At 48.1% G+C, this 13,259-nt stretch carries 12 protein-coding genes; 10 read left to right on the top strand and 2 right to left on the bottom strand.

Translation table 11 applies throughout. The features are described from left to right. The first annotated feature begins 305 nt into the window (after positions 1 to 305). The 9 genes from alaS (at position 306) to RCO25_RS30885 (ending at position 10,427) form a co-directional block, all read left to right on the top strand. Positions 306 to 2,939: an alanine--tRNA ligase gene (gene alaS / locus RCO25_RS30925; RefSeq protein WP_308999925.1), complete on the top strand. Its 2,634-nt coding sequence runs from the start codon at positions 306 to 308 to the stop codon at positions 2,937 to 2,939. Between the two features lie 50 nt (positions 2,940 to 2,989). Further along, entirely contained in the window at positions 2,990 to 3,250 is a 261-nt protein-coding gene (locus tag RCO25_RS30920) for an IreB family regulatory phosphoprotein (RefSeq protein WP_054028150.1), read from the top strand. 26 nt (positions 3,251 to 3,276) lie between these two features. After that, positions 3,277 to 3,693 carry a Holliday junction resolvase RuvX gene (gene ruvX / locus RCO25_RS30915; RefSeq protein WP_139990931.1) on the top strand — a complete coding sequence of 139 codons (417 nt, stop codon included), beginning with the start codon at positions 3,277 to 3,279 and terminating at the stop codon, positions 3,691 to 3,693. Positions 3,694 to 3,701: 8 nt separating this feature from the next. Continuing rightward, positions 3,702 to 3,998, top strand: coding sequence for a DUF1292 domain-containing protein (locus RCO25_RS30910; protein WP_308999924.1), 297 nt, complete (start codon positions 3,702 to 3,704; stop codon positions 3,996 to 3,998). After that, the gene (locus RCO25_RS30905) at positions 3,998 to 4,309 is read left to right on the top strand and encodes a DUF1292 domain-containing protein (RefSeq protein WP_308999923.1); all 312 of its coding nucleotides are present in this window, start codon (positions 3,998 to 4,000) and stop codon (positions 4,307 to 4,309) included. Before RCO25_RS30910 ends, RCO25_RS30905 begins: the two co-directional genes overlap by 1 nt. A gap of 214 nt (positions 4,310 to 4,523) precedes the next feature. Further along, positions 4,524 to 5,636: an endolytic transglycosylase MltG gene (gene mltG, locus RCO25_RS30900; protein WP_308999922.1), complete on the top strand. Its 1,113-nt coding sequence runs from the start codon at positions 4,524 to 4,526 to the stop codon at positions 5,634 to 5,636. A gap of 54 nt (positions 5,637 to 5,690) precedes the next feature. Beyond that, on the top strand, positions 5,691 to 6,623 hold the full coding sequence (locus tag RCO25_RS30895) for a peptidase U32 family protein (protein ID WP_308999921.1): 933 nt from the start codon (positions 5,691 to 5,693) through the stop codon (positions 6,621 to 6,623). 136 nt (positions 6,624 to 6,759) lie between these two features. Next, positions 6,760 to 8,022 carry a peptidase U32 family protein gene (locus RCO25_RS30890; RefSeq protein ID WP_308999920.1) on the top strand — a complete coding sequence of 421 codons (1,263 nt, stop codon included), beginning with the start codon at positions 6,760 to 6,762 and terminating at the stop codon, positions 8,020 to 8,022. Positions 8,023 to 8,210: 188 nt separating this feature from the next. Further along, on the top strand, positions 8,211 to 10,427 hold the full coding sequence (locus RCO25_RS30885) for a methyl-accepting chemotaxis protein (RefSeq protein ID WP_308999919.1): 2,217 nt from the start codon (positions 8,211 to 8,213) through the stop codon (positions 10,425 to 10,427). Between the two features lie 95 nt (positions 10,428 to 10,522). Here the strand turns inward: RCO25_RS30885 and RCO25_RS30880 are convergent, their stop codons facing one another. Continuing rightward, positions 10,523 to 10,813: a RidA family protein gene (locus tag RCO25_RS30880; protein ID WP_308999918.1), complete on the bottom strand. Its 291-nt coding sequence runs from the start codon at positions 10,811 to 10,813 to the stop codon at positions 10,523 to 10,525. A gap of 115 nt (positions 10,814 to 10,928) precedes the next feature. Between RCO25_RS30880 and RCO25_RS30875 the strand changes: the two genes are divergently transcribed. Then, a complete protein-coding gene (locus RCO25_RS30875) occupies positions 10,929 to 12,953 on the top strand; it encodes a peptidoglycan D,D-transpeptidase FtsI family protein (protein ID WP_308999917.1) in 2,025 nt (674 codons plus the stop codon). On the opposite strand, the gene RCO25_RS30870 is transcribed toward RCO25_RS30875, so the two are convergent. Continuing rightward, positions 12,950 to 13,090, bottom strand: a complete 141-nt coding sequence (locus tag RCO25_RS30870) for a hypothetical protein (protein ID WP_308999916.1) — start codon at positions 13,088 to 13,090, stop codon at positions 12,950 to 12,952. The genes RCO25_RS30875 and RCO25_RS30870 overlap by 4 nt on opposite strands. Between the last annotated feature and the right edge of the window lie 169 nt (positions 13,091 to 13,259).

Below are 13,259 nucleotides of genomic sequence, written 5' to 3'. Positions count from 1 at the left end.
AAGGTGATAAAGCGTTGACGAATTGAAGTAAGCCAATGCCCGTTAGCCAGAGAGAAAGCTTCTTCGTATAGGCTGTTTACCAGCCGTTATGCGTCGGTTGAGAGAGCTTTTATAACGAAGAGTGGCCGAAAGCTCTATTCGGAGTGTGAATGAACTTCACCGGTTGGACCCGTTAATGTCTAATGAAGGCGATTGCGCAGGCTGTTTACAGCGAGCAATAACCAGGGTGGTACCGCGAATTTATTCGTCCCTGTCTATGACAGGGGCGTTTTTTGTGTTTTATTATGATAAGGGGGCTCATACTAATGAAAGCTAGTGAAATCCGGGCAAAATGGCTTGCTTTTTTTGAAAGCAAAGGCCACAAAATTGAACCAAGCGCATCGCTTGTTCCTCATAACGATCCGTCACTTTTATGGATCAATGCAGGTATGGCGCCGCTAAAAGCTTATTTCGATGGACGTATCGTTCCCGAAAATCCGCGGATTACAAATTCGCAAAAATGCATTCGTACCAACGATATCGAGAATGTGGGCAAAACGCGTCGCCATCACACGTTTTTTGAGATGCTGGGCAACTTCTCGATCGGCGACTATTTCAAAGAGGAAGCCATCACCTGGGCATGGGAGTTTCTAACCGAGCCGCAATGGATCGGCTTTGATCCGGACCGCTTATCCGTAACGGTATACCCCGAGGACGAAGAAGCATTCGCTTTCTGGAATAAGAAGATCGGCCTGCCTGAAGAGCGCATCTATAAGCTGGAAGAAAACTTCTGGGATATTGGCGAGGGCCCTTGCGGACCTTGTACGGAAATTTTCTATGACCGCGGCGACAAGTATGGCGAACTAACGGACCCAGAATGCTGGCCAGGCGGAGAAAATGAGCGCTTCCTTGAAGTTTGGAACGTTGTATTCTCGCAATTTAACCATAACAAAGACGGCAGCTATACACCGCTTCCGATTAAAAATATCGATACAGGCGCAGGGCTTGAGCGTTTTGCATCCATCCTGCAGGACGTGGATTCGAACTTCGATACGGACTTGTTCCGGTCTATTATTGACCGTACCTGCGCTATCGCGAAGGTAACGTATAAAGCCAATGAGGAGCATGACGTTGCTCTTAAAGTCATTGCTGATCATATTCGTACGGTCGCATTCGCAGTCGGTGACGGCGTAATGCCTTCAAACGAAGGCCGAGGCTACATTATTCGCCGTCTGCTCCGCCGTGCCGTTCGTTACGGAAAGACAATCGGAATTGACCGTCCGTTCTTGCACGAGCTGACTGCGGTCGTTGGTGAAGTAATGGGCGTCTACTATCCCGAGGTTGTGGAAAAACGCGAGTTTATCGAGCGTGTTATCCGCACGGAGGAGGAACGCTTTCACGAAACCTTATCCGATGGCCTTGCTATGCTATCCGAGCTCGTGGCTTCGGCAACGAAAGCCGGCAACAAAGAAATTAACGGCGACGATGCCTTCCGCCTGTATGACACCTACGGTTTTCCATTCGATTTGACCGAAGACTTCGCGTCGGAGAATGGCATGACGGTTGACCGCGGCGGGTTTGATGCAGCGATGGAAGCGCAGCGCGACCGTGCCCGCGCAGCTCGTCAAGACACAGGAAGCATGAAGGTTCAAGGCGGTCCGCTTGGCGATTTCACGATTAAAAGCGAGTTTGTTGGCTATAATGAACTGGTAACAGAATCCAAAATAATCGCAATTGTTCAGAACGATTTGCTGGTTGAGAATGCGGCTGAAGGCAGTAAAGTCGTCGTCATTTTGGACCGCACACCTTTCTACGCAGAAAGCGGAGGACAGATCGGCGATAAAGGAACGATTACTGGCGATGGTTTTACGCTTCAGGTCGAAGATGTAACGAAAGCGCCTCATGGGCAAAGCGTGCATCATGCATTGGTTGCATCAGGAACGGTTCGCACCGGCGATACTGTAGAGGCGGCGGTTACAAGAGCTGTTCGCGATGATGTGATTAAGAACCACACGGCGACGCATTTGCTCCACAAAGCGCTTAAAGAGGTGCTTGGCGATCATGTCAATCAAGCAGGCTCCTTGGTAGAAGCTGATCGTCTGCGGTTCGACTTTTCGCATTTTGGCAGCATTACGGCTGAAGAGCTCGTAGCCATCGAACGCCGTGTAAATGAGCAAATTTGGCTCGGTACGGCTGTATCTATCGACATCAAGTCGTTGAATGAAGCAAAAGCAATGGGTGCGATGGCGTTGTTTGGCGAAAAATACGGCGATGAGGTTCGTGTTGTTCAGGTAGGAAGCTATAGCTTGGAGCTATGCGGAGGCTGTCATGTAAAAAATACTTCGCAAATCGGGCTATTTAAGCTATTAAGCGAAAGCGGAATCGGCTCGGGGGTAAGAAGAATCGAAGCCGTTACAGGTAAACATGCATACAACTACCTGGAAGGTCAGCTTGAGCTGCTTAAGCAATCGGCCAACCTGCTGAAATCCAATACAAACGATGTTCCGAAACGTATCGAAGCTTTGTTTGGACAAGTGAAGGAGCTCTCCCGCGACAATGAATCACTGCAAGCGAAGTTGAGCCGCATAGAGGCGGGTTCTCTTGAGCAAAATGCTAAAACCGTAGACGGAATTACGGTGCTGTGCGCCAAAGTCAACGCACCTTCCATGGACGCGCTCCGTGGGATCGTCGATGAGCTGAAGCTGAAGCTGGAATCGAGCGTAATCGTGCTTGGTGCAATCGCAGATGATAAAGTTAACCTGGCTGCCGCTGTTTCTGCAGACCTGATTAAAAAGGGTTTTCATGCAGGAAAGATCGTAAAAGAGGCAGCTGTGCACTGCGGAGGAAGCGGCGGCGGACGCCCAGATATGGCGCAAGCGGGCGGAAAAGATACAACAAAGCTGGATGAAGCTTTGAAACTTGCGGAAGAACTAGTTCTTAATCAAACAAATGTGATATGATATAAATGTATATCTCATTGAAAAGCGGTTTGGAAAGCGAGGTGCTGGCGATGAGTTCCATGGACAAAACAATGAAATTTAACGTGAAGGCGGAGGGGGTTGAATCTTCTCAAGACATTCTGCTATCGGTGCATGAAGCGCTTCTCGAGAAAGAGTATAATCCGATTAACCAGATCGTTGGGTATTTGCTGTCCGGAGATCCCGCGTATATTCCGCGGCATAACAACGCCAGGAGTTTAATTCGCAAGAAGGAACGAGACGAATTAATCGAAGAGCTTGTCCGGTTTTACCTAAACCATAAGAAACAATAACAATTGAGGCAGGAGCCGGACAAGACATGAGATTGATGGGATTGGATTATGGCGACCGCAACATAGGTGTTGCTGTCAGCGATGCTTTTCGTTGGACCGCACAAGGGACCGGGGTTATTGAACGCAGACGCGATGGAAGCGAATTTGACCGTATTGCCGATTTAGTCAAAGAGCATGAGGTTAGTGAAATCGTAGTAGGTCTGCCGAAAAATATGAACGGTACCATCGGTCCACGAGGAGAAATTTGCATGGAATTCGCAGAACAGATTAAGCAGAAACTAAACATACCTGTTCACCTTTGGGATGAAAGGCTGACAACGGTAGCTGCCGAACGTACGCTCATTGAGGCGGACGTCAGCCGGAAGAAGCGAAAGCTCGTAATAGACAAAATGGCGGCAACGCTTATTTTGCAAAATTATCTCGATTCTAAAGCGAAAAGGTGAGGGTAAACATGACAAAAGAAGATCTGGAATTCGAAGAGCCGGAAATTATTTATATCCCGGATGAAGAAGGCAACGAAGAGGAATTCGAAGTCATCATGAAATTTGAAGTTGATGGTTCCGATCAGAAATATATGATGGTTGTTCCGCTAACTGGCGAAAATGACGAGGAAGATGAAGTATACGCTTTCCGTTATGAAGAAGAAGGCGACGATCTAAAGCTTTACACGATCGAAGATGAAGAAGAATGGAACATGGTCGAGGAGACATTTAATACTCTTCTTGGCGAGATGGAGGAAGAAAACTAATGTCTGGCACAGAGCATGAGGCTCCTAAGAAGCTAAACAGCCTAAGAACGGCTTTCGGCAATGAAATCGAGCTTGAAGCGGATGACGGCAGTGTAGAGGTTTACGATATCAAGGCTGAATTTCAGCTGGGTGACCGTATTTATGCAGCTCTTCAATCGGACCCAATGCGCGGCGAGGAAGACGTTGAGTTATTCCGGGTGATTCAAGTTGGCGGAGAACCGCAGCTGGAAAACATCGAGGATGATGAAGAGTGGGAAGCAGCGTCTGAGGCTTATGATGATTTGTTGTTTGCTACTGACGAACGTCCTTAACGAGCAATAAGCGTATATGTACTTAACGAGAGAGCGGTTTATAACCGCTCTTTTGTTCCATGTTATGGGGCAATTACTCCAAAGCGTTGAAACTGCCTTTGATTTACAATGGATCATGCAGCATCAGCTGAGCCGCTAGGATATGGTCTCAGCCATTTCGCCTGCGCAAATTGACAAAAGACAGATTTAAGAAGCATATAGAGGGGGTCTAAGATTGGACAAGCCATCACAGCAGCTCGAGCACCGTGACCAGCAATCATCCGGTCCGAAGCGCAGCCGCATTACATTATGGGTTATTTTGAGCTTGCTGGGCATTATGATTATTGGTGCCGGAAGCATAGCCTTTTACGTTTGGAACAGCCTGCGGCCGACCGCTGCCGGAGAAGTGCAAAAACTTGAGATACCTAAAGGAACTTCTGCGAATGAGGTTGCTGACCTACTGGAAGAGCATGGGATCATCAAGAACTCATTTATTTTTAAGTATTACTTGAAGCTTAAGGATCAAGGCGGGCAGTTTCAAGCCGGTTTATATGAGCTCAGCCCAGGTATGGAAAATGACGCGATAATAGCAAAATTGAACGCGGGTGATACGGTAGCAGCCGAAACGATTCGCTTTACCATTCCTGAAGGCTTTACCGTCCTTCAAATAGCTGATAAGCTTGCGGCGGAGAAGCTGATCGATAAAGAAAAATTTGTTGGACTGATTGCATCGCAAAAAACATGGGGTGACGCTGAAGCCGTTCGCTCCATTCCAGATAGCGATAAACTGCATGAGCGTCTAGAGGGTTATCTTTTCCCGGATACGTACGAAATGAAAAAGGAAAGCACGGAAGAAGACATCATCAAACGAATGGTATCGGAGCTTGATCGGAAGCTTGTTGAGCTGCCAGAAGGCTGGATGGATGTACTGGAGGAGAAAAAAATCTCGTTCCATGACCTCTTAACCATTGCATCGCTCGTTGAGCGGGAAGTCGTGGTCGATGAAGAAAGGGCTCTGGTAGCAGGTGTCATTTACAATCGCATTGCCGACGGCATGAAGCTGCAAATCGATGCTACTGTCCAATATTCGCTTGATAAGCCAAAGGAACGCTTGTACGAGAAGGACCTGTTAGTCGATAGCCCATATAACACGTATAAAGTCGAAGGCTTGCCGCCAGGACCTATTGCAAGCCCCAGCCTGAAATCGATTGAAGCTGCTTTGTATCCGGAAGAAACAGAGTATTTATTTTACGTGACCAAAAAAGACGGCAGTCAGTCTCATTTATTCGCAAAAACCTATAATGAACATTTAAGAAATATCGAGAAAAGTAACCAGACCGCTGGGTAGGACGCAGCTTTATCTATAAAGGTGTTCGTTCAGAGCTTTTGAGGAGGAGAAGACATGGCGTACAGGCCCGAATTGTTAGCTACCGCCGCATCGATAGAGGAGCTTGAAAGGCTCATTGCAGCAGGTGCGGATGCTTTTGTCATCGGCGAAGCACGCTACGGTACGCGTTTAGCAGGAGAATTTAATAAGGATATGATCGAACAGGCAGTAGGGATCGCCAAACCAAGGGGCGTAAAGATTTATGCGGCTCTTAATAACCTGATGGATAACGAAGCAGCAGAATCATTGAATGAGTATGTGTCAGCGCTGGTCGAAGCGGGCGTGGATGCATATGTGTTTGGTGATCCTGCCGTCCTCATGGCTGCTAAAGCACATGCTCCCGGGGTAGCTTTGCACTGGAATGCAGAGATGACATCTACCAACTATGTGACGGCGAACTATTGGGGGAGAAGAGGGGCAACCCGGTATGTGCTTGCACGCGAGCTGAACATGGAGCAGGTCATCGATACGACAACGGGCACCGACCTTGAGGTGCAAGTACAAGTGCATGGCATGACCAATATTTATCATTCCAAACGCTCGCTTGTGGAGAGCTACATGGAGCATCAATCGGAGCCGGAACGGCTGACGCAAAAGGATAAAAACCGCGGCATGTACGTGATGGAAGCAGAGCGGCAGGATGAGCGTTATCCGATCTATGAAGATAGTAATGGCACCCATATTATGAGCTCCGACGATATTTGCATGGTCGAGAACCTGCATGAGCTATTGGAAGCGGGTATAAGCAGCTTGAAGATTGAAGGAATGATGAAATCAATCGAGTACAATGAAATTGTCGTTCGCTCTTATCGGCAGGCGATCGATTCGTATTTGGCTGATCCAGCGGAATACTCCTTCAATGAGGAGTGGCTTGAAGCGATCCAGAGGGTACAGGATCCGAATCGCGAGCTGAGCTACGGGTTCTTTTATAAAGAGCAGGTTTACTGATAATCGAATGCAGTGAAGCGAGTATGTTTCGCAAAACTTTGGGATGATGCTTACGAAGTGAGTTTTGCTTCGCAAAACTTTGGGATGATGCTTACGAAGTGAGTTTTGCTTCGCAAAACTTTGGAGGTGCACACAATTGACGACAATAGAGAAAACGACTCCGCGCTATCAAGGCAAGCGACATCGGCTCGATAGGCCGGAGCTTCTCGCACCGGCAGGAAACTTGGAGAAACTCAAATTCGCTATCCATTACGGTGCAGACGCCGTTTATATAGGCGGTCAAAAATACGGCTTGCGTTCGAATGCCGATAATTTCAGCTTTGAGGAAATGAAGGAAGGCGTTGAATTTGCGGAGCGATATGGGGCAAAGGTTTTTGTCGCGACAAACATTTATGCGCATAACGAAGATATAGACGGTCTAGAGGATTATTTGCGTGCCTTGGAGAACGCTGGAATAGCGGCTATCATCGCCGCCGATCCCGCTATAATCGAAACGGCACAGCGTGTTGCTCCCAAGCTTGAGGTGCATTTGAGTACGCAGCAATCCACGCTTAATTGGCAGGCCGTGCAGTTTTGGAAGGAAGAAGGTTTGCCGCGGGTCGTGTTGGCGCGCGAAACGAGCTTTAAAGACATTGCGGAAATAAAGAAGCATGTCGATATCGAGATCGAAGCTTTCATTCATGGCGCGATGTGCTCATCGTTCTCGGGACGCTGCGTATTGTCCAACCATTTCACGGATCGTGACTCTAACCGCGGTGGCTGTTGTCAATCATGCCGGTGGAAATATGATTTATTTGTTGACGATATGCCGATGTATAGCGAAGAGGAAGACAAGTTCACGATGGGCTCCAAGGACTTGTGCATGATTGAATATTTGCCTGAGCTCATTGAGGTTGGCGTCGACAGCTTCAAGATCGAAGGAAGAATGAAAAGCATTCATTATGTGGCGACGGTCGTAAACGTATACCGTCAAGCGATAGATGCTTATTTCGCGGATCCGGAGCATTTTGAACTGAAGCAGGAATGGGTCGAGGAAATCAATAAGGCTGCGAACCGTCCGCTTAATACAGGATTTTTTCTTGATACGCCTGGGGCAGAGGATCATATTTATGAGCCTGAGGAAAAAGCGGCACCTTATGATTTTGCAGGAATTGTAGTGGATTACGATGCAAAATCAGGTTTCGCGACCGTTCAGCAGCGCAATCATTTTAAAAAAGGCCAAGAAATCGAATTTGTTGGTCCGAATGGCATGTTCTTCAAGCAAACAATAACGGAGATTACTGACATCGATGGCGCAGAAATCGAAGCGGCAAGGCATCCTTTGCAGCATATCCGAATCCGTACTTTAAAGCCAGTTAAGCCGATGGATATGATGAGAAAGAAGCTAGCGAAAAAGTAAAATTGTAAAAGTATGACTAGAGTCTTATTTTTTTAAAAAATAAGGCTCTTTTTTTTTGATTTCTTATAATAGATTGACAAGAAAGTGTCGATATAAAATAATATAAGGTAAATACATATTTCGGCAAGATTCGCTAGAAGCATACGAACTAATTCAGACTTACAATTTTGAAGGCGGTGTCTTACCCAATGAAAAACCTAGAAGAACAAAATGCGAAGAAGTCGAAGAAAAAGAAGCAAGAATCAGGCGAGAACGGTGCTAGCGAGTCAAAATCGGAGCTAAGTATGAAAGCGCAATCAGGAATGAAGGCATTTTCGCAAGCGGCTAAGGCGGCAACGGTTTCCGTAAAAGGAACAAAGCTGTCCAATCCATTAAAGTCAGTTGGCATTAAGCTTTTTACTATCATTTTTTGCGGCATTATTGCGTGTGTGCTGACAGTAGGTCTATTGGCATACTCAAAATCTAAATCAATTATTGAAAATAAGGTTTCGGATGCTAGTTTTGAAACGATTAAGCAAGTATCGAATAATTTGGATGTTATTTATAAGACATATGAGGACTTAACTTTACAAATCTTAATCGACAAAGACTTCCATGAAATCATAAGGAAGATGCTGGATAGCTCCGACGATTACGGAAAGTTCGAAGCATCTCGTAATCTAAGCGAAAAAATGCAATCCTATGTCATGGGCAATAATACGATTGTTTCATTGATGCTATTGCCGGTAAATCCGAAGCTGGAGGTTGTCACTGCCGGTTCAGCAACGAGCAGTGCCTCAGAAAGATTAATGAAAATGGCTTGGTTTATGGAAACCGTTGAAAAAGCGGGTAAAACCAATTGGATTCCGCCACAGCCGGAGGGCCTTGCCAATTCAGCAAGCGTCAAGACGATTGGGATAAGCCGTCTCATTAAGGATACGACATCAAGCGAGCCTTCTTATGTATTGCTGCTCGAAGTGTCGATAGATTCCATCGCTGAGCGTTATAAAGATGTAAACCTAGGCGAGGGAAGCCAAATTTCAATTGTAGACGCAAGCAGCAACTACATTACGAATGCAGATCCCGGGATGGTAGGCAAAACGGCGAATATCACTCTTCCGACGGAAGGTGAAAAGGCGCTTGAGGACTCTGTTATAATGACAACGATAAATAATGACGAGATTCTCGCAGCTTACAAAACATTTACAACGATGGACTGGAAGCTTGTTGGAACGGTCCCGGTTAAAGAGCTTGTGAAGGACGCCAAAGCGATTCAAAATATGACTTGGCTTACCGTGCTGCTCGCTGCTGTCATCGCGGTTGCGATCGGAATTCTCGTCATTATGACCGTTGCTCAGCCGTTAGTTAAACTTCGGAATCTGATGAATGAAGGCGCAAGCGGGAACCTTACCGTTCGTTCTGTCATGAAAAAACGTCAGGATGAGATCGGCGAGCTGAGTGAAAGCTTTAACCTTATGATGACGCAGATTACAGCCTTGGCTGTACAAACGACGCGTTCTGCCGAGGAAGTGCTGAATACGGCAACCGAGCTGAGCGACGCTTCGAGAAAAACGGCCATTTCCGCTAAGGAAATCGCTGTTGCAACAGAAGAAATTGCTGGCGGAGCGACAAGCCTGGCCGTAGAAGCGGAAAAAGGCACTGATTTGACTAGCAATATCGATGCCCAAATGAGAAAAGTAATTGATGCAAACGAGCAAATGGTACGCTCCGCGCAAGAGGTAGAGAAAGCGAGTGAGCAAGGAACGACTTATATGGGCGTGCTCATTCAAAAAACCGGGATGACCGAGGAAATGACACGCTCTATGGTAGAGAAGGTTGATGCGCTTAAGGAAAGCACAGGCTCAATCGTTAAAATTTTGGACGTGCTGAACAATCTTACGAAGCAAACGAATATCCTTTCGCTTAATGCTACAATCGAAGCTGCTCGCGCTGGCGCCGCAGGAAAAGGCTTTATGGTCGTTGCAGATGAAATTCGCAAGCTTGCCGACCAGAGCCGCCAATCCATCGATGTGGTCGGACAGATTACCGAGAAGATCAGAGGCGAGATCGACGAGACCGTACATGTCTTGTCAGACGCGTATCCGCTGTTCCAAGAGCAAATCGGTTCAGTGAAGGAAGCCAATCAAATTTTCTTAACGGTATCGGGTCAAATGGGTCAGCTTGTACAAAGACTAGACCTCGTCACGGATGCTATCGGTCAGCTGGACCAATCACAAGCTGTATTAGCTGATGCCATGACAAACGTGAGCGCTGTAGCAGAGGAATCTTCCGCTACATCGGAGGAAGTAGCGTCCCTGAGCTCCGAGCAGCTTAGCATCAGTGATGGCATGGTTCGTCTCTCGGAGAAGCTGGATACCGTATCACGTGAGCTGAAGGACTCTCTTTCCCAGTTTAAGATTGATTAGCGTTTGATATGATTCATAGAACATTATAGATAGAGAAAAAGAGCTATTCAGGCAACGACTGCTGAAGGCTCTTTTTTTGTTTATTGAAAGCCATATTACGATAAATGAGCGATTGCGTCGATTTGCACCATGAAGCCCATAGTGGCTGGTGCAATTGTTCTTTCGGGATACGGCTGCGAAAAATACTCTTTATAAATTTCATTGAAAGGGTCGAATTCCGCACCTTCGCCTAGAAATACGCTTACTTTGACAACGTCGGAGAGCTTCGCTCCGGATGCCTCTAAAATGGCTTTAAGGTTATCAAGCGCCCTTCTTGCCTGTACTTCAAGGGTCGTTCCCACGACCAATTTACTATATTCTGTATTTAGATCATATTTCCCTTTCATTGAAAGTTAGGGTGATGTTTGAAGGGAGGCAACACAAGGAAATAATGTGGATACCGAATTAATTTTTTAAACGCCAGCATGAAATGGCAAAAGTGATAAAAAGGAGCTAAGCATCATGTTGAAGCAAAGGATTAAACGTTTATCACTGGCGGCATGGATGATTAGCCTCGTTATGCTCGTATATATCGGCCGATTAGCGTGGCTGCAATTGATACCTGGAAGCGCATCGGCAGCAGTTCTTAGCTCCGAAGCCACCCGAGGCGGCTGGCAAAGGCTCTCGGTTCAGCAGCGCCAGCGCAATCTGGTGCTTGATACCGGCCGAGGGGATTTCTACGATCGAAACGGAAAAGCTATAACGGGAGAAACCTACTCCGCTGTCGCTTTATTCCCCGTCCGGCGAGATGTACGGGGGCAAGAGAAGGACTTGTCTGTGCTTAGCGGCATTTTAGGGGTATCAGTCGAGCAGCTGCAGCAAAGATGGGATGCTGTGCGAGAGCCTGTATTTTGGAAGGTTGATCATCAAATGCGCCCGTTACGCCTAACAGACGCTCAAAAGGTACGGATTGAGAAGCTGCATCTGAACGGCATACGCGTGCTGCCTTATCGCAATCGATATTTGCCTGGCTTTGAGGCGAAGCATTTAATCGGCTTTACAAGCCAGCATCCGGAGTGGCTGCAGACTGAACAAGCTGAAGATTTGGCCCTTGGCAAAAGAAAGCTAGCTGATCAGGTTGGCGGCTCAGGACTCGAAAAATCATTGGACAAGCTGATGCATGGGGTAGGCGCTACCTCGGTGTCTTATTTTATAGATGGACGGAATGCTCCGATGCATGGTCTTGATTTGCGGATTACGCAGCCTAATAACCGATATTATCCGCTCAAAACGATGACAACGATCGATTTGGAGCTGCAAAATGAGATTGAGGATTATGTGGATGCCCACGGCTTGAAGGAAGGGGCAGTTGTCGTGCTTGATGCCAGCAATGCGGATATTGTAGCAATGGTATCAAGGCCACAGCTGAAACCTGGGCAATTCCATACCTCCGATGGCACGGAATGGTCCAATCACGCCTTGAAGGCCGTAGCACCGGGCTCGGTTTTTAAGCTTGTAACAGAGGCTGCCGCACTGGAGGCTGGGGTAGTCAATCAAAATGAATCGTTTTATTGCAGCGGCGAATACGGGAAATACGGCTTGTCCTGCTGGAAGGAAGGCGGACACGGGCACTTGACGCTGAAGGAAGGCTTAGCGCAATCCTGCAATATTGTGTTTGCCACCGTCGCTGAGCGGCTTACCGCAGAGGAGCTGAAACGTACGGCAGATGCACTGGGAATAGGCCAACAGGCGGGCTGGCATCGCGAGAAGGCTTTCGGGCCATTCTCAGAGCCGCTGCGCCTTCTGGAGGAAGAAGAGCGCGGCCAGCTGTTTCCGATCCCTATTAAGGCGTCTAGTACGCTTGTAGGGCATGGAGAAGACATGCGATTAGAACCTGGCAGCGGCACACAGAAGCGGAGACAGAAGTCGGGAGAGAAAGTACAGCTGGACGAGTTAGGGAGCGCCGTAGAAGCGGGAGGGCGTGCTGGAAAGCGTGACGCGCTGCTGGAGGCGAGGGAGCAAGCAGCAACGCTTGCAGCCGTCGATGGCGGCACGCTCGCACAAAGCGGACTTGGGCAGCGTGATGTAAGGATGACGCCGCTTCAGGCGGCAAATCTGATAGTAACGCTGCTTAATGAGGGGCGCGTAATGGAGCCGCGCCTGGTTAGTGAAATCCGCTATGCCAACGGCCAGCGGATGGTGAAACTGCCCGCACAGCGGGCGCAAGCGAGCCGAGGCCGGATTAAACCGGCCACGGCGCATGCGCTGCTGCGCGGCATGGCAGCGGTCGTCGACCATGGGACTGGTCGGACGATCCGCCAAGGGCGGTGGGCGGTTGCCGGTAAATCGGGCACCGCCGAAACGACACGGGCCGGAATCGACCGCAACCACCAGTGGTTTGCGGGCTACGGCCCGATCAAGAAGCCTCGCTACGCGATCGCCGTGCTCGTGGAAAACCAACCGCCTGGTAGCTCGAACCAGGCGACCAAAATCTTTCGCGGCGTCATGGATATCGCCGCGCGCTTAGCTGAAGGAGATAATCGCTAACGCTCATCTCCTTCAGCCTGCCGCATCTGCGATGCAGTGCTGCTTGATCGCAGTGCCTGCTTGATCGCAGTGCCTGCTTGATCGCAGTGCCTGCTTGATCGCAGTGCCTGCTTGATCGCTCGCCAGCTTGTATGCACGGACCAGCTCCTTCGTAACCGTTGTAAAAAGGGATACATTGCACCTTATACAGGCCTGTTGATTAACCAAAAAATGGGATGAAAAAAGGCCGCCTATTCGGTAAACTGTTTGTACCCCTACAAACATCCGAAACGAGGCGACCTCATGAAAAAGTCTACTAGGTTATCG

Source organism: Paenibacillus sp. LHD-38 (genome assembly GCF_031157315.1).
Lineage (GTDB): Bacteria > Bacillota > Bacilli > Paenibacillales > Paenibacillaceae > Pristimantibacillus.
This window is presented reverse-complemented; position numbering and strand designations above follow the sequence as displayed.